The sequence below is a fragment of the Roseobacter sp. HKCCA0882 genome (assembly GCF_037805225.1).
Classification (GTDB): domain Bacteria; phylum Pseudomonadota; class Alphaproteobacteria; order Rhodobacterales; family Rhodobacteraceae; genus M30B80.
In genome coordinates, this window is the sequence record NZ_JBBLYI010000002.1 from 623299 (window position 1) to 641021 (window position 17723).

Consider the following 17723-nt stretch of genomic DNA (forward strand, 5'->3'; position numbering starts at 1 on the left):
TAATTGACATACAGTGCTGTAATATTAAACTGACACATGACTCACAGTGGAATCTCATTGCGCCTTGAGGCGCGATTTGATCCGAAAACTAAGGGGAAGTGCGACCGTGCACGCGACCGCCGTCATACTCGAAGGGCCAAAGAAAATAGGGCTCGGACAGGTTAGCCTCGTGGCGCCTTCGCCAGAGGATATGGTTGTGCGCGTGTGTCACTCTGGCATTTCCACTGGAACCGAAAAACTGTTCTGGTCTGGCCGCATGCCGCCCTTCCCAGGCATGGGTTACCCCCTCATCCCGGGCTATGAAGCCGCTGGTGAGGTCGTTTCAGCACCGAAAAATTGCGAATTTTCAGTTGGTGACCATGTTTTTGTACCGGGCGCGAATTGCTATGGCGATGTGCGTGGCCTGTTTGGCGGCGCGTCTTCCATGTTGGTTACAGCGCCAGAGCGCGCCGTGCGCATTGATCGTGCCAGCGGCCCTGAAGGCGCGCTTTTGGCTTTGGCTGCCACAGCCTATCATGCGCTCGCGGGCCATGACTTGCCTGATTTAATCGTGGGTCATGGCGTCTTTGGTCGTCTCTTGGCGCGTCTTACTTTGGCGCTGGGCGGCCCTGCCCCGACTGTATGGGAGGTTAATCCTGCCCGGGTTTCAGGCGCAGAGGGATATCTCGTTACCAATTCCACCGATGATACGCGCCGTGATTATCGCTGCATCTACGATGCTTCGGGCGTGGCGGCGTTTTTGGATGAAATGATCGGGCGCCTGACCAAGGGCGGTGAAGTCGTCTTGGCAGGTTTCTATCCCGAATCTCTCGAATTCGCCTTTCCGCCTGCCTTCATGCGTGAAGCGCGGCTGCGGATCGCGGCGGAATGGACGCGCGCCGACTTGGTTGCCACCCGCGATTTGATCGAAGCGGGACAGCTCAGCCTTGGTGGTTTGATCACGCATCAACTGCCCGCCGCAGAGGCAAGCCTCGCTTATCCTCAAGCCTTTAAAGATGCCGCTTGCCTGAAAATGATTTTGAATTGGGAGAAGCCAGAATGACCCTCGATGTTCCCAATCTTAAGGATTTCGATGCCCGCCTGCGCGATGAGGCGCAGCAAGAGCCGACCCTCGAAGTGCCTCAGGGCGAACCCACTAAGAAAACGCAGATCATTGCGATTTATGGGAAAGGCGGCATCGGTAAAAGTTTCACCCTTGCCAATCTCAGCCATATCATGGCCGAGCAAGGAAAGCGGGTTCTGTTGATTGGTTGTGATCCGAAATCCGATACGACCAGCCTACTTTTTGGCGGCAAAGCCTGCCCAACGATCATCGAAACCTCGACCAAAAAGAAATTGGCGGGCGAGGAGGTGAAAATTGGGGATGTCTGCTTTAAGCGTGGCGGTGTCTACGCGATGGAGCTTGGCGGGCCAGAAGTTGGCCGCGGCTGTGGTGGGCGTGGGATCATCCACGGCTTTGAGCTGCTTGAGAAGCTGGGCTTCCATGACTGGGATTTTGACTATGTCCTGCTCGACTTCTTGGGCGATGTGGTCTGCGGCGGGTTTGGCCTGCCGATTGCCCGTGATATGGCGCAGAAGGTGATTCTGGTTGGATCAAATGATCTGCAATCTCTGTATGTGGCGAATAATGTTTGCTCGGCGGTGGAATATTTCCGCAAAATGGGCGGCAATGTAGGTGTCGCGGGTTTGGTCATCAACAAAGATGACGGCACTGGCGAGGCTCAGGCCTTTGCCAATGCGGTGAATATACCCGTTTTGGCCTCGATCCCTGCGGATGATGATCTGCGCAAGAAATCTGCGAATTACCAAATCGTTGGGACGAACCAAAGCCAATGGGGTGCGCTCTTTGCGGCTTTGGGTGAAAATGTCGGCGAAGCGCCGCCGTTACGACCAACGGCACTGAGCCAAGATGAATTGATCGGCCTTTTCGATGGCAAGGATACAGGTGCGGGCGTTGTCCTAGAGCCTGCAACCGAAGCCGATATGCGCGGCAAGAACGCCGCGCCGAAAAAGTCGCTTGAAGTAATTTATGACGAGGTCTGAGGAAGAATGTCCGAAGAAGTGAGATATGATGCTGCCGATGAGGCCGAGGTAATCCTCGGCCAAGATCGCGCTGATGCATCTGCCGCTTCGGATGGGCAGACTCCGCCCGAATTGGGGCAGGGTATGGGTTGCCACGCAGGGGCGGCCGAAATGGAAGCCGCCGCACGCATGGCGGGGAAATCCGAAATCCTTGATCAATATGCCCGCGATTACCCGCAGGGGCCGCATGACAAACCCCAAAGCATGTGCCCTGCCTTTGGCAGTTTGCGCGTAGGGTTGCGGATGCGCCGCGTGGCATCGGTTTTGTCTGGCTCGGCCTGCTGTGTCTATGGCCTCAGCTTTGTCAGCCATTTTTATGGCGCGCGCCGTTCAGTCGGCTATGTGCCTTTCAACTCGGAAAGTTTGGTTACGGGCAAACTCTTCGAGGATATTCGGGATGCTGTTCACGAGATGGCAGATCCCGCGCGCTATGATGCGATTGTGGTGACCAATCTTTGCGTTCCGACCGCCTCTGGTGTTCCGCTGCGTCTCCTGCCGCAGGAGATTAACGGTGTTCGGATCGTGGGCATTGATGTGCCAGGATTTGGAATTCCCACCCATGCCGAAGCCAAAGATGTGCTTGCAGGCGCTATGTTGAATTATGCCCGTAAAGAGGTGGAGGCTGGCCCCGTCCAAGCCCCTGTTTCGGGCAAATCAGATCGCCCGACAGTGACCCTGTTGGGCGAGATGTTCCCAGCCGATCCCATTGGGATTGGTGGGATGCTCGCGCCGCTCGGTCTGGCGGCAGGTCCGGTCGTTCCCTGCCGTGAGTGGCGCGAGCTCTATTCTGCCTTGGATAGCGAAGTGGTGGCAGCAATCCACCCGTTTTACACATCCGCCATCCGAGAATTTCAGGCCGCAGGCCGCACGATTATTGGCAGCGCCCCCGTTGGATATGACGGAACAGCCGCATGGCTGTCTGCGATTGGTGCGGCTTATGGTGTTGCGGCGGATCAGATTGCTGCTGCGCAAAACGCCTTTTTGCCCGCGATCAAGGGTGCGCTTGCCGCCCAAAAGATCAACGGAACGATCACCTTGTCGGGCTATGAGGGGTCAGAGCTTTTGGTCGCGCGCCTGTTGATCGAGAGTGGGGCCGATGTGCCCTATGTTGGCACGGCCTGCCCGAAAACACCTTGGTCAGAGCCTGATTTGGACTGGCTAACAGCCAAGGGTGTTAAGGTTAAATTCCGCGCAAGTCTCGAAGATGACTGCGCCGCGATGGAAGCAATCAAACCTGATCTTGCCATCGGCACGACCCCTGTTGTGCAGAAGGGCAAAGAGCTTGGCATCCCAAGCCTGTATTTCACCAATTTGATTTCCGCGCGTCCTTTGATGGGGCCAGCGGGTGCGGGGTCTTTGGCGCAGGTGGTCAACGCTGCCATGTCCAACAAAGATCGCATGGATCATATGCGCGCCTTCTTTGAAGGTGTCGGTCACGCGGATACGGCAGGCATTTGGGAAGGCAGCCCAAATGAGCGGCCTGATTTCCGCGCCACGCATCAGAAAAAACTCGACAAAGCGGCCCGTGCCGCCAAAGCGCAGGAGATGATCTGATGTTGATCCAAGATCATGATCGCGCGGGCGGATATTGGGGGGCGGTTTACGCCTTTACCGCCGTCAAAGGATTGCAGGTGGTCATCGATGGCCCAGTGGGTTGTGAAAACCTGCCCGTCACATCGGTTCTGCATTACACCGATGCGTTGCCACCCCATGAATTGCCGATTGTGACCACGGGTCTTGGCGAGGAAGAATTGGGCCGTGATGGCACTGAGGGCGCGATGAAACGCGCTTGGGGCACGCTAGACCCCGCGCTTCCTGCCGTTGTTGTCACGGGCTCGATTGCCGAGATGATTGGCGGGGGGGTCACACCGCAAGGCACCAATATTCAACGCTTTTTGCCGCGCACCATTGATGAAGATCAATGGGAGGCCGCAGATCGTGCCATGACGTGGATTTTCACGGAATTTGGCATGACCAAGGGGCGTATGCCGCCCGAGAAACAGCGTGAAGAAGGTTCTGCGCCGCGGGTCAATATTCTTGGGCCGATGTATGGCACCTTTAATATGGCCTCTGATCTGCATGAAATTCGCCGCCTTGTGGAAGGTATCGGGGCCGAAGTGAATATGGTCATGCCATTGGGCAGCCATTTGGCCGAAATGCGCAACTTGGTTAATGCCGATGCCAATATCGTGATGTATCGCGAATTTGGGCGCGGTTTGGCCGAGGTTTTGGGCAAGCCCTATTTGCAAGCGCCCATTGGGGTTGAGTCGACCACGAAATTCCTGCGACAATTGGGCGAGATGCTGGGCCTAGATCCCGAGCCTTTTATCACCCGCGAAAAGCATTCGACCCTCAAGCCTGTTTGGGATCTGTGGCGGTCGGTCACGCAAGATTTCTTTGCAACGGCCAATTTTGGCATCGTGGCGAATGAAACCTATACCCGTGGCATTCGGCATTTCCTTGAAAGTGATCTTGGTCTGCCCTGTGCCTTTGCGGTGGCACGCACAGCAGGCAAAAAAACCAACAATGACGAAGTGCGCAGCCTGATTTCTGCAAAGCGTCCCTTGGTCTTGATGGGATCCATCAACGAGAAGATGTATCTCGCGGAAATGAGCGCGGGCCATGGCCCTCGCCCGTCTTTCATCCCTGCAAGTTTCCCTGGCGCCGCGATCCGCCGCGCCACAGGCACGCCCTTCATGGGATATGCAGGCGCGACTTATCTTTTGCAGGAAATCTGCAACAGTCTGTTTGATGCCCTGTTCCATATTCTTCCGCTTGGCAGCGAGATGGACAGCGCCAAAGCAACCCCGACAACACTGCGCCGCGATTTCCCATGGGACGCTGATGCGCAGGCGTTGCTTGATAAAATTGTTGCCGAACACCCCGTTTTGACACGGATTTCGGCGGCCAAAACCTTACGCGATGCCGCAGAAAAAGCCGCGCTTGAAAACGGGGCTGAGCGGGTCGTGAAAGAAACGGTGGAGCAACTCGCGCCGCGCCGTTTTGAGACGCTGAACGAGGGAGGCGTATAATGACAGATATTAGCTCCAACACCCAGATTGCGCGGTCAAAGCCGCCCAAAACGGAGTTCATGATTTACTTCGGGATCATTTTTCTCGCGACCTTGCCGCTTGCCACGCTCACTTGGGGCTTGGCTGCGCTGCGCACAGGAAGCTTGACGGAAAAAGGCCCCGTAAAGCGCGCTTGGAGCCAAGCGCGGATTATCACGCCGATGATTTTTTCGGCCTGATCCTCTCGCTAAGCCGCCGTTCGAGACCGATTAGACCCGGTCGAGGCACATAGGTGAGACGATAAAATTTTCGGCGTGACGACCGGAGCCGACACAGGTTCGCCAATGCGGGTTGACTACCCGCGTGGGTGGAATGCCGACAAGACAATGAGGTTTTGTCGGGGCCCGGCCGCAGGGTGTGCGGCACTAGTCAAACGTTCCGGAGGAAAGTTCATGGCTGGTAACACCGATCTGTCCTTTACAGGTCTGACCGACGAGCAGGCGCAAGAGCTCCACTCGGTGTATATGAGCGGCCTTTGGCTGTTCGCAGGTATCGCCCTGCTTGCTCATATCGCCACGTATATCTGGCGCCCGTGGTTCGGCTGAGGAGTAAGACATGTCCAAATTTTACAAAATCTGGCTGATCTTCGACCCGCGCCGCGTCTTCGTGGCTCAGGGCGTCTTTCTCTTCTTGCTCGCTGCAATGATCCACTTGGTGGTTCTGAGCTCGGGTCTCAACTGGTTTGAGAGTGCAGCTGCAGCAGGCATGTAAGAGTTAGGCCTGCCGCCTGCGGCGCGCCTGATATGCCTTATGACATCGCTGCGGGCGGGCTGCCCGCCCGCAGCTAACCGACCAATAACGGACGGCTAAGTGGAGATGATCCAAAGCCGCCAAACGCGGAGACAGACGCATGGCTTTGCTAAGCTTCGAAAGAAAATATCGCGTCCGCGGAGGGACGCTGATTGGCGGCGATCTGTTCGACTTCTGGGTTGGCCCTTTCTATGTGGGCTTCTTTGGGGTGACTACGATCTTCTTCGCTGCCCTTGGAACCATCCTGATCTTCTGGGGGGCGGCCATGCAAGGCACGTTCAACCCTTGGACGATCAATATTGCCCCACCTGATCTCTCTTACGGGTTGGGCATGGCCCCGCTGCTCGAAGGCGGCCTTTGGCAAATCATAACGATTTGTGCCGTTGGCGCCTTTGTATCCTGGGCCTTAAGAGAAGTTGAAATCAGTCGAAAGCTTGGCATGGGCTATCATGTTCCATTTGCCTTTAGCTTCGCGATTTTGGCTTATGTTACATTGGTTGTTGTGCGCCCCTTGTTGCTTGGCGCATGGGGCCATGGCTTCCCTTACGGTATCTTTAGCCACCTCGATTGGGTATCCAACGTTGGGTATTCCTATCTGCATTTCCACTATAACCCAGCCCATATGATTGCGGTGACCTTCTTCTTCACCACGACCCTCGCATTGGCGCTGCATGGTGGTTTGATCCTATCCGCGGCGAATCCTGAAAAAGGTGAAGAAGCGAAAAGCCCTGATCATGAAGATACGTTCTTCCGTGATTTCATCGGCTATTCTATTGGCACTTTAGGGATACACCGCTTGGGTCTGTTGCTGGCTTTGAATGCTGGTTTCTGGAGCGCGGTTTGTATCGTGATCTCTGGCCCCGTTTGGACAAGCGGTTGGCCTGAATGGTGGAATTGGTGGCTGACACTGCCGATCTGGCCAGATCCAAGCCCGATCCACGCGGTTTCGGGAGGGATGTAAACCATGGCGTATTTCGAATATCAAAACATCTTCACGCAGGTGCAGGTGCAAGGCCGTCCCGAGATGGGGATGGACAATGAAAACAATCTGGCGGCTGAGCGCACTAAGTCGGCCTCCTTCTCGACCCTTGCAGGTTTGATCGGCAACGCGCAGCTTGGCCCCGTATATCTGGGTTGGGCAGGGACCATCAGCTTGGCGACAGGTTTGCTGTGGTTCAATATCGTTGGCCTCAACATGCTGTCCCAAGTGGGTTGGTCGATCCCCGAGTTTATTCGTCAACTGTTCTGGTTGGCGCTTGAACCTCCTGGGCCTGAATATGGTCTGAGCATTCCACCGCTAAACGAAGGCGGCTGGTATATAATCGCAAGCTTCTTTCTACTTGTTTCGGTAATGTCATGGTGGTTGCGCACCTATCTTTTGGCTGAACAGCATAAGATGGGCAAACATATCGCTTGGGCCTTTTTGGCAGCGATTTGGTTGTTCCTTGTGTTGGGTCTGTTCCGCCCCGTTTTGATGGGCCAGTGGAGTGAGGCGGTGCCTTATGGCATTTTCCCACACCTAGATTGGACGACAGCCTTCTCAATCCGCTATGGGAACCTCTATTATAATCCGTTCCACGCACTTTCGATTGTGTTTCTTTATGGCTCGGTTCTGCTCTTTGCGATGCATGGCGCGACCATTCTGGCGGTGTCGCGCTTTGGTGGCGACCGTGAATTGGAACAGATCTATGATCGTGGCACGGCATCCGAACGCGCCGCTTTGTTCTGGCGCTGGACGATGGGCTTTAACGCCACAATGGAGGGGATTCACCGTTGGGCTTGGTGGTTTGCGGTCTTAACCCCGATCACAGGTGGCATCGGCATCCTTTTGACAGGAACCGTAGTGGATAATTGGTTCATCTGGGCGCAGGAGCATAATTTTGCACCAGAGTATCTCGCGCCCTATGGTTATGAAGCTTACGGTAGCTACGAGGGCTTCCTTGGTCAAACCACGGGAGGAAACTAAGATGTTGCCTAAATGGTTCAACGAATGGAACGAGAAAAATCCAACTAATGTATTTGGCCCTGCCATTTTAGTTGGTGCGGCCGGAGCTGCGGTCTTTGTAGCAGCAATGCTGGTGAATTTCGGTCAGCCGTTCAAAACAGACACGCTGCAAACTGGCCCGCGCGGGACAGGGATGGGTGTGCCTGAATTCCAAGCTGACTTGGCGGCCTCTTATCCTGACGCGGATAATTTCTACACCACCGAGCCAATTGTTCCCGAAGCTAATGCGCGTCCGATCCGTATCGTGCGTGCAGATGCAGAGCCAAACTTGGGTTATTTGACACCTGAGAATTATGATCGATTGGTCGAGGCAATGCGTATTTGGACAGGTATCCCCGACCTCTTTGCAGGCGAGGAAAACTACCAAACTGTGGTGGCGCGGAACATGATCGAGATGACCCAGAATATTAATGAATTCTGGGGGGGTCACGTTAACGCCAATGCGGAAGTAGGTGTCACCTGCTACACCTGTCACCGTGGTCAGCCCGTGCCAAATAATATCTGGTTCGAAGTGTCGCCTGTGAATGAAAACGCAGGCGGTTGGTCAGCAAACCAGAACCGCGTGACGATGGTGTCAAACTCGACATCATTGCCCTCGGATTATCTGGAAACCTACCTGCTCTTGAACGAAGATGGTCAGTATAACCGCATCGGTGTGCATGATCTAGCTTCGCGCGTGCAGCAGATGGACGGGGATCCGCTGATCCAACATGCAGAACGCACTTATGCCTTCATGAATTACATTGCGAATTCTTTGGGCGTGAACTGCACCTTCTGTCACAACACGCGGGCCTTTTACGATGCGGCACAGGTCACCCCACAATGGGCGACCGCAACGCTTGGCATTCAGATGGTGCAAGAGGCGCTTGACCTTTACGTCCTGCCATTGGCTGATGTTCTGCCTGCAGAACGACTTGGGCCTGTGCATGGTGATGTGCCTAAACTGGCCTGTCGCACCTGTCACCAAGGGCAGCAGCGTCCACTGCGTGGCTTGAACGTGATCGCGAATTGGCCTGAGCTTGCCACAACATCAGGCGAGCCTGACTATTCGGCCTTTCAGTGATGTTTGGCTGCGGCCAAAATAAAACCCTGTTCTGCGGTATAGATACTATATCGCAGAACAGATCAGACCATCAGAACTCACCTATCGTCCCTTCGTAGGTGCGCCTTGCCACGGGTTTGGGGTTTACCCACCCGTGGTTTTTTCTGGCTTGGGAGGGCTGGAAAGATGACACGACCAACGACCGAGCTTCTAAACCGCATTCATAGTCCCGCAGATTTGCGCCGCATGAGCGATGACGAATTGGCCCGCCTTGCGGATGAGTTGCGCGCTGAGACGATCTCCGCTGTGTCGGAAACGGGTGGCCATCTGGGATCAAGCCTTGGTGTCGTTGAGATCACTGTGGCAATCCACGCGGTGTTCAACACTCCCTATGACAAGCTAATCTGGGATGTCGGGCATCAATGCTATCCGCATAAGATCCTGACAGGTCGGCGTGATCGCATCCGCACCTTGCGCCAAGAGGGTGGTTTGTCGGGTTTTACAAAACGCAGTGAATCGGCTTTTGACCCGTTTGGTGCGGCACATAGCTCCACCTCAATTTCTGCTGCGCTGGGCTTTGCCATGGCGCGTGAATTGGGTGAGGCCACTGGAGACGCTATTGCCGTCATCGGCGATGGATCGATTTCCGCAGGTATGGCCTATGAGGCCATGAACAACGCGGGCGATTTAGGGCGGCGCTTATTCGTGATCCTGAATGACAATGATATGAGCATTGCGCCCCCAGTTGGGGCTATGTCCCGCTATCTGCAAGATTTGGCGAAACATTCGCCGCTTTCGGCATTAAAGGATATTGCCGATGGCATGGTGCCCCTTTTGCCCGAGCCATTTCGTGCGGGCGCAACCCGTGCGCGAGAATTGGTAAAAGCGCAAATTGGCGATCTGCCGCATGGGGAAAACCTGTTTGAGCATTTGGGTTTTGACTATATCGGCCCGATTGATGGTCATGATATGGGTGCGCTCCTAGAGACGCTGCGCCATGCGAAAACCCATGCCACTGGCCCTGTTTTAATCCATGCGGTGACAGTAAAGGGCAAGGGATATGCGCCTGCCGAAATGGCGGATGATTGCTATCATGGTGTGGCGAAATTTGACCCGAAAACTGGTGTTCAGCAAAAGGCTACCGCCAATGCGCCTAGTTATACGGGCGTCTTTGGCAAACGCCTTTTGGCTGAGGCGCAAAATGACCCCAAAGTCGTTGGTGTCACAGCGGCCATGCCAGGCGGCACTGGTCTGAACGTAATGCAGCAGGCCATGCCACATCGTATTTTCGATGTGGGTATTGCTGAACAACATGCGGTGACATTTTCCGCCGCTTTGGCCGCAGGTGGCCTCAAGCCATTTTGTGCGATTTATTCTAGCTTCCTTCAGCGCGGTTATGATCAGATTGTGCATGATGTGGCGCTGCAAAATTTACCTGTGCGCTTTATGATTGATCGCGCAGGATTGGTGGGCGCCGATGGCCCGACACATGCAGGCGCATTTGACATCAATTACCTCGCGGCCCTGCCCAATATGGTGGTGATGGCTTGTGCGGATGAGGCGGAGTTGGTCGATATGATCGCGACTGCTGTCGCCTATGACGATGGGCCAATTGCGCTGCGTTATCCGCGCGGTGAGGGCACTGGCGTTGCCATGCCTGAAAACGGGCAGATATTGGAAATTGGTAAGGGTCGCATTCTGCAAGAAGGCAGTGATATTGCTCTGCTGAGCCTTGGGGCGCATTTGTCCGAAGTGCAGGAAGCTGCCGCCGCCTTGGCCGCGCGCGGCATCTCTGTCACCATCGCGGATGCAAGATTTGCCAAGCCGCTGGATACAGATTTGGTGAATGATCTGGTCGCCCATCACAAGGCTATTGTCACTGTTGAACAAGGCTCTGCACTCGGGTTTGGTGCCTTGGTTTTACATCATCTTGCCGCCACAGGCTGTTTGGATGGTGGCGTGTCTATCCGCACCATGCATCTGCCTGATCGGTTCATTGAACATGCAAGCCCCAAGGCGATGTATCGCGATGCGGGATTGGCGGCTGATGATATTATGCGCGCAGGCTTGGCCGCGCTTGGCATTGCCGCGCCGAATTTTGAGCAAGACAGCAAAGTCGCAAAATTGAAACGCTAGACCTTTGCGTCAGCGCCAAAAATCTTTGCCGCGTGTTCCTCAAGATAGATCCTGAGCCAAGGGGTAAAGCTCTGCGGCGCTGCTTTGACGCGGGCGGATAGACCATCGAGATCCATCCAAGCAATATCGATCACCTCATCGGGATTGGGTGTTGGCTCAATCTGAGGGGGCAACGCGCCGACAAATATATCGACAAGTTCATGCTCGATGAGCCCGCCGCCAACATCCGCGCGGTATTCCACGCGATCGCGTTTTTCCAACGCAATGATGGGTAGGCCCAGTTCCTCGCCCAATCGGCGTTGCGCACAGCTAAGTGCATCTTCGTTCCAATGTGGGTGGGTGCAGCAGGTGTTCGTCCAAAGTCCAGGTGTATGGTATTTGGACAAGGCGCGCCGCTGCATCAATACCTTTGTCCCGCGCATCAGAAAGACGGAAATCGCCTTATGACGCAGTCCGCGCTGATGCGCCAACAGCTTGTCTACGGGTTTTAGCTCATCCCCGATCCATGCAGGGATCATGACATCATCCATCGCTACACACGTGTCGCAGAAATTAAACCCGTCAAATGGGCCAGATTTTTAACACCGATCTTGATATGCGCCAAAGGCCGCGCTTTGACCAGTTTCTTGTTCATATAGGCCTCGAAGGTCAGGCGCTGCACATCAATATCGTGACACAGGCTGACAAACCGCTCACGCCGCTCATCGGATCGGTAATAGGCGTTTTGCATCGCACCCAAAACTTTGAACACGCCCCTATGTTCGCGCATGAACAACCGCCGCGCCAGATCTAGGTCTTTGATACGGCCTGATTGCAGCTTTGCTGTGGCGGCTGTGGCCGCCACACGGCCACCCACCATGGCATAATAAATTCCCTCGCCCGAAGAGGGGGCAACCACCCCTGCTGCATCGCCCGCAAGAACGACATCGCGCCCATTGTCCCAACGGTCGAGCGGTTTGAGGGGAATAGGCGCCCCCTCGCGGCGAATGGTTTTACAATTGGCCAGATGTGAAAACGCGCGCAAATCAGCGGTGGCTTTTTTCAAATCAACCTCTTTATCCATCGACCCCATACCAATGGATGCGGATTTCCCATGTGGGAAAACCCAACCATAGAAGTCAGGGCTGATCCGTCCGTCATAGACCACATCACAACGATCCGGGTCATAAGCATCGGTGCCGCCTTCGGGAGCTTCGACAATTTCGTGATAGGCAATGACGTAAGGAATGCGATCACCGCCCTTGACCTCGTCCCGCGCTACGTTCGAGCGCGCGCCATCTGCCCCAATGACCACCGCACAGGTCAAACGGCGGGTGTCGCCTGTTTCTTTGTCGCGATAGATGACATGTGTGCCTTGTGCATCGCGTTCGATCTTTGTGTAGGTGCCTGTTAAACGCTCGGCCCCTGCGTCGGCGGCGCGGACACGCAGAAATTCATCGAAATTTTCCCGATCCACCATGCCAACAAAGCCGTTTTCAATCGGGATATCCACTTTGCGCCCTGTTGGTGAGATCATCCGCGCCGTTGTGATCTTCGCAACGATCTGCGCGTCTGGAATGTCGAAATCAGCGATTAAGCGGGGTGGGATTGCGCCGCCGCAGGGCTTGATCCGTCCTGCGCGATCCAACAAAGCAACACGATGGCCAGACAGCGCCAGATCATGTGCGGCGGTCGCCCCTGATGGGCCACCCCCTACGACTACAACATCATAATCCATTTTATTCTCCTGGCACTGAAAGGGGCGTGGAAAGTCTTGGTTGCGCGGGCCCTGTAATCACGCGTGCCGCCATAAGGGCGGATGCGATATAAAGCGCGGCCTCGAATAAAAACACGGTGGCAAACCCATCGGCATCGCCCATCACAGGGCGGGCCAGATCAACAAGGGCGGCGCCGATCAGACCACCAAACCCTGCGGCAATTGCTTGGGCTGCCCCCCAAAGGCCCATTCTTGTGCCTTCGCGGGCGGTGCGGCCTTCGCCTGCAAGCGCCATCATAGATCCGATGGCCGCAACAGCGAAAACGCCGTTGAAAAACCCCATGGCCACCACAGCGGGCAAAAGCGGTGCGCTTGGCCCGATTTGACCAAGCCATGCAATCACGAGGAGCGCGGCAGCAGACCCTAAACACCCCCCCACCACCCATTGGCGGAGGCTGCCAAGGCGCAGCGCGGTTCCCGCAACGCCCACTAAGACCATACCCAAAAACACGCCGCCATTTTGTGCGCCAGAGAGGGAGGTTGATTGACCTGGGGTGAAGTGAAACACGAGGCCCGAATAGGGTTCTAGGATCAATTCCTGCATGAAATAGGCAGACATGCTGAGGAACACAAAGATCGTGAAATGGCGCGCTTTGCGCTCGGCCCAAATTTCGCGCAAGCCCTCCAAAAAGGGCGCGGATTGTTCTTCGGCGCGGGCGGTGACCGTCGCTTCAATACCCCAGATCGACAAAATTGTCAGACCCACCGCGCCAAATGATACCACGCTGACCACAGCCATCAGTCGCGTATGGCTATAGGGGTCGAGGAATTGACCAGCGACCCCAGCGGTTACGGCAATGCCGAATATCATCAAAAGCCATGTGATGGTGGCCGCAGCAGGACGGCGCGCAGGGTCGGTTGCGGTTGCCAAAAGCGCCAAAAGTGATGTGCCAGATGCCCCAACCCCAACACCGATCATCACATAGGCCAAGATGGAGACAGATAGGCCGAGCATGTAATGGCTTGCAAAAAGCGACAGCGCATAGGCCGCCAAAACTGCGCCGCTCGCCAAAATAGCCATGCCCCCGATGATCCAACGGCTACGTGACCGGCCTGTATCGGAGCGATAACCCCATTGGGGTCGAGTGATTTGAATGGCGTAATGCAACCCAACCAAGAGGCCGGGCAGGATCGCAGGCAGGGCCAATTCCACAACCATTAGGCGGTTTAGGGTCGAGGTTGTTAAAACCACAATTGCGCCAAGGCACAGCTGAATAAACCCAAGTCGAATAATCTGCACCCATGTCAGGCTCATGCCGCTATCCCCCCAAAGCCGCGCAGGCCAAAGGCCGCGATCATCATGCCCGAGACATAAAGCGAGACGCCTGTGGCATTATACCAAGGCGCGCGTTCTTTTGGGTTCTGCATTAAAACCTGCATCGCGGCGATTTGCGCCAACAGCGAGGCCGTTATGAAAAAGCCGAACCAAGGCCTGTCCCAGTGGAACATCAAAAGAATGACGATGAATTGGGGAATGGCCATCACCCATGCCGCCACCAATGCGGCGCGGCGTGGGCCAAGGGTTACGGGCAGCGAATTCACGCCCATTTGGCGGTCGCCTTCCAAGGCCTTAAAATCGTTGAGCGTCATGATCCCATGCGCGCCAATCCCGTACAGAAGCGCCGTTATCACGATGGGCCAAGACGGCGCACCTGCCGATAAAACCGCAGCGCCCGTGAACCAAGGCAAGCTTTCATAGGACAGACCAACCAATCCAGGCCCCAAAATGCCAGATCTTTTCAGGCGCACAGGCTCGGCGGAGTAGGCCCAAGCAGCGGTGATCGCCACAAGCGTTGCGCCAAATCCCCAAGGGCCAAGCGCAAGCCCGATGATGGCGGCGGCGCCTGACATGAAAATTGCAATCCACAATCCCCATTTCCCAGGGATGCGCCCCGAAGGGATGGGGCGATAGGGTTCGTTGATCGCGTCCACATGTCGGTCGCACCAATCATTGGCTGCTTGGCTCATCCCGCAGACAATCGGCCCCGCCAAGATAATACCCAAAGCCAAGCCCAACCAATGGCCTGAAGTTGCCGCTCCTGTAGAAATTGCGCCGCAAAGATAAGCCCACATTGGGGGAAACCATGTAATGGGTTTAAGGAGCGTCAAGACGGCGCGTGGTTCGGGAAAGGCACGCGGGGTCTGGCGGGTATGCGTGTCGGTCGTTACGCTCATACTGTCAATTTATACTGACAGCAAGCGACTCGGCAAGTGTAAACTATACTTGACGCGCGCGCCAAAGGACGCGCGATGCCCAAGTTTTACGGGGGATTTACTGGCCGTTCTTGCTCAAAAGCCCGTATTTGCGCAGTTTCACATAGAGTGACTGACGCGACAGGCCTAACATCTCGGCGGCTGCAACGCGGTTGTTATCCGTCAATTCTACGGCGGTTTCGATGCACATCTTCTCAACCACATCGGTGGTTGCTGCGACAATTTCTTTGAGGGGTGCGGAACCCACCAAGTCCATCACATTGCGCATCGCATCATCACCCACAGGCGCGCCTGCAGGAAGCGGTGAGCTTGGCTCGCGCACAACTTCCATTCGAGATGTGTCACGGATCACAAAGGCAAAACCGCCCATGGATTGACCCATCATGTGGGTTGCAGAAATCTCGACCGAAAGCTGTGAGCCATAGCTGCCCTCAAGCCGCGTGGAATAAACCCGCATTTTCCCCGCGCGCGAGGCGTTGTCGATCAACACTTTCATGTCAACGCTGCCGCGGATCAAAAACTCACTGAGGGATTTTCCCCGAATATCGCTCAGCCGCGCAGTATCGCAGAGGCCAAGGAAAGCGTCATTCGCAGATTTTATGGTGCCGTGGTTATCTGTAAAGACAATCGCATCTGCACCATGTTGATAGAGGATTGCCATCGCCTCAGACAGCTCGGCAGCGATCACCTCAGAATTGCCATCAACTTCAATCCGACAGAGCAATGTATTGTCGCCCGCAGCACGGAACAGCGATGGATAAAGCGATAGAGATTTATTCTGTCGCTTGGTCGTGACAATCATTGGCCCACCGATGCTGTCGCCTGCACGCGCCACCAAGGTTTCGATGAATTCAACCCGCCGTTTGCCTTCAAATTCAGTGGCAAAGGTGAGGCCAGTTAGACTATCAGCTGTGCCACCCAGCGCCTGCGCGGCGGCGGTGTTAAGATCGGTGATCCGACCAGAATTCACATCCACCAAAATAAGCGCATCGCGCGCGGCTTCCATGATCACGCGGTAGCGTGTTTCGTAATCGCGGTGGGTTTCGTAATCTTTTTCAAGCGCAAGCTGTGCTTTAACCAAGCGGTGCTGCAATTCCGCAATTGGGCGCAGATCGCGGCCAAGCATGAGAATAATATCATCCCGCCCCGTTTTGTGGAGCGTGTAGCGAATTGGGAATTCCCAACTGGCATTGTCGTAGTGATTGACCTCAATCGCGTCGACTTTGTTTTTCTTGCCGCCCCGATAGGCCTCGAGCTGTGCCTCTAGTTTGGATAGCGAATCTTCGGCCATGAATTCGCGAATATCGCGGTCTTTCCAATGGTCGAGACGGCCCAAACTGGGGTTCAGGGGATTGGTGATAACCGAACGGACAAGACCAGACGTGTCTAGCACAATCGCTAAATCCGCCGCAGTCGCGACAATATCGTTAAAATGCTCAGGCGCGATAGGCGGGCCTGCGGGCTGATCCCAAAAATCTGTTCCGCGCGTGTTCATACGACGTTCCGTCCGTTTCCGTTACCTGTTCTCGGTCGCATCGTTTCGTTCAGTGCCTTGCAACGCTTCTGCGGGCTCAACGTCTGTTTTTGTAAGCCCACAAAATTCAAGCGCAGCTTCGATATCAGCGGTCGCGAAGTCCGCCCCTGTGATGCCGACCGTATCGAGGCCAGAGTCTATAATAGACCCCCCCACGATGACGGGCGTTATACGAGGAACGCTCTGCTTTATTATTTCCACCAAATCCTTTACGGATGCAAGCGTTCTGCGTCCAGCCGCCGTGACACCTATCATGTCATACTTAAAACGCTTCACCCGCTCGGCAACCTGCCGTGCGTGTTGAGACACGGAAATATGAACATCGTAACCACGCCGTCTAAGCTGATCGGCAAAAACAAATACACCGAGCGTATGATGCTCAGGATACGGAACAACCAATAGAATCGTGCCGCGGTTTTTAACAATTTCGCGGCGTTGCTGCGTGGTCAGTCCACGCACTGTTTCTTGCAATCGGGCAGAGCCGATGGAAACCTCGGCAAAGCTCAAACTGTCATTGGCCCATCGGAACCCCATCAAACGGGCGGTCGCGGGAATGACATAGTCGATGGTATCCTCGATGCTGACACCTTCTTGGGCCAGCTTGGTGAGGGCATCGTGACGATGCGCCTCGTCGGGCGAGATGAATGCCTCTGATAAGGTTTCAAGGCGGCGCGCGAGGCCCTCGGGGGTGGGTGCTGATTGACGCGCCAAAACAGAAATCGCGGCCTTGGCCAGCGAAGTAATTTCTGCCGTGCGTTTTTCCGTCCCTTTGCGGGACGTAGCGTCACCGTCTTGGGTCATTCGGCTCCTCACCACCAACAAGACTGAAGAGAAGGCAGTCTTGCTGGCCTGCATTAAAAGATCGGGGCGATCTTTTTCCTTGTATTGGCCGCTATAGTCGCGGCCCGTCATCTGTCTGCCGCGTGTGTTGCACAACCGCTGCCCTGTCTCAAGGGTAGTTGTTTCGCTTGCAAGTGTCTCGCAAACGACCGCATCTGTCAAAGAAAATTGACAATTCCCTTGCGTCAACAAGCGCCAAAGCGCCGATGGGCGCCTTGGATGCTAAAAATATTGGGAAATTAGCGCTCGTGTCACAGGGCCATCGCCCTTGCAAAACTGGCGACTGTCAAGTT

The 17723-nt window shown here is 55.3% G+C and carries 17 protein-coding genes; 11 read left to right on the forward strand and 6 right to left on the reverse strand.

Features of this window, described 5'->3' with window-relative positions; translation table 11 throughout:
* Positions 1-106 precede the first annotated feature (106 nt).
* The 11 genes from bchC to dxs all read left to right on the forward strand — a co-directional run bounded on the left by bchC (position 107) and on the right by dxs (position 11086).
* Positions 107-1042 (forward strand): chlorophyll synthesis pathway protein BchC, encoded by a 936-nt coding sequence (bchC, locus tag AAC622_RS11380; protein ID WP_340262644.1) that lies wholly within the window; start codon positions 107-109, stop codon positions 1040-1042.
* Entirely contained in the window at positions 1039-2043 is a 1005-nt protein-coding gene (locus AAC622_RS11385; RefSeq protein WP_340262646.1) for a chlorophyllide a reductase iron protein subunit X, read from the forward strand. Before bchC ends, AAC622_RS11385 begins: the two co-directional genes overlap by 4 nt.
* A gap of 6 nt (positions 2044-2049) precedes the next feature.
* Positions 2050-3636, forward strand: coding sequence for a chlorophyllide a reductase subunit Y (gene bchY / locus AAC622_RS11390; protein ID WP_317657091.1), 1587 nt, complete (start codon positions 2050-2052; stop codon positions 3634-3636).
* Complete coding sequence (bchZ, locus tag AAC622_RS11395) at positions 3636-5114, forward strand: chlorophyllide a reductase subunit Z (protein WP_340262649.1); 1479 nt, start codon at positions 3636-3638, stop codon at positions 5112-5114. Before bchY ends, bchZ begins: the two co-directional genes overlap by 1 nt.
* The gene (gene pufQ, locus AAC622_RS11400; protein WP_317657094.1) at positions 5114-5332 is read left to right on the forward strand and encodes a cytochrome PufQ; all 219 of its coding nucleotides are present in this window, start codon (positions 5114-5116) and stop codon (positions 5330-5332) included. Before bchZ ends, pufQ begins: the two co-directional genes overlap by 1 nt.
* A 213-nt stretch (positions 5333-5545) precedes the next feature.
* Positions 5546-5698: a light-harvesting antenna LH1, beta subunit gene (pufB, locus tag AAC622_RS11405; RefSeq protein ID WP_213674587.1), complete on the forward strand. Its 153-nt coding sequence runs from the start codon at positions 5546-5548 to the stop codon at positions 5696-5698.
* Between the two features lie 10 nt (positions 5699-5708).
* Positions 5709-5864: a light-harvesting antenna LH1, alpha subunit gene (gene pufA / locus AAC622_RS11410; protein ID WP_340262652.1), complete on the forward strand. Its 156-nt coding sequence runs from the start codon at positions 5709-5711 to the stop codon at positions 5862-5864.
* Positions 5865-6003: 139 nt separating this feature from the next.
* On the forward strand, positions 6004-6864 hold the full coding sequence (pufL, locus tag AAC622_RS11415) for a photosynthetic reaction center subunit L (RefSeq protein WP_317657095.1): 861 nt from the start codon (positions 6004-6006) through the stop codon (positions 6862-6864).
* Between the two features lie 3 nt (positions 6865-6867).
* The gene (gene pufM / locus AAC622_RS11420; protein ID WP_340262654.1) at positions 6868-7869 is read left to right on the forward strand and encodes a photosynthetic reaction center subunit M; all 1002 of its coding nucleotides are present in this window, start codon (positions 6868-6870) and stop codon (positions 7867-7869) included.
* A 1-nt stretch (position 7870) separates the two neighbouring features.
* Positions 7871-8971, forward strand: a complete 1101-nt coding sequence (gene pufC / locus AAC622_RS11425; RefSeq protein WP_340262656.1) for a photosynthetic reaction center cytochrome PufC — start codon at positions 7871-7873, stop codon at positions 8969-8971.
* 165 nt (positions 8972-9136) lie between these two features.
* Positions 9137-11086 carry a 1-deoxy-D-xylulose-5-phosphate synthase gene (gene dxs / locus AAC622_RS11430; RefSeq protein ID WP_340262658.1) on the forward strand — a complete coding sequence of 650 codons (1950 nt, stop codon included), beginning with the start codon at positions 9137-9139 and terminating at the stop codon, positions 11084-11086.
* Here the strand turns inward: dxs and idi are convergent.
* The 6 genes from idi to AAC622_RS11460 all read right to left on the reverse strand — a co-directional run bounded on the left by idi (position 11083) and on the right by AAC622_RS11460 (position 17502).
* Positions 11083-11604, reverse strand: coding sequence for an isopentenyl-diphosphate Delta-isomerase (gene idi / locus AAC622_RS11435; RefSeq protein ID WP_340262660.1), 522 nt, complete (start codon positions 11602-11604; stop codon positions 11083-11085). The genes dxs and idi overlap by 4 nt on opposite strands.
* 14 nt (positions 11605-11618) lie before the next feature.
* On the reverse strand, positions 11619-12803 hold the full coding sequence (locus AAC622_RS11440) for a geranylgeranyl diphosphate reductase (protein WP_340262662.1): 1185 nt from the start codon (positions 12801-12803) through the stop codon (positions 11619-11621).
* Between the two features lies 1 nt (position 12804).
* Positions 12805-14097: a BCD family MFS transporter gene (locus AAC622_RS11445; protein WP_340262663.1), complete on the reverse strand. Its 1293-nt coding sequence runs from the start codon at positions 14095-14097 to the stop codon at positions 12805-12807.
* Entirely contained in the window at positions 14094-15017 is a 924-nt protein-coding gene (gene chlG, locus AAC622_RS11450) for a chlorophyll synthase ChlG (RefSeq protein ID WP_340262665.1), read from the reverse strand. Before chlG ends, AAC622_RS11445 begins: the two co-directional genes overlap by 4 nt.
* 97 nt (positions 15018-15114) lie before the next feature.
* Positions 15115-16551 (reverse strand): transcriptional regulator PpsR, encoded by a 1437-nt coding sequence (gene ppsR, locus AAC622_RS11455; RefSeq protein WP_340262667.1) that lies wholly within the window; start codon positions 16549-16551, stop codon positions 15115-15117.
* 21 nt (positions 16552-16572) lie between these two features.
* Positions 16573-17502 (reverse strand): cobalamin B12-binding domain-containing protein, encoded by a 930-nt coding sequence (locus AAC622_RS11460; RefSeq protein ID WP_340262669.1) that lies wholly within the window; start codon positions 17500-17502, stop codon positions 16573-16575.
* Between the last annotated feature and the right edge of the window lie 221 nt (positions 17503-17723).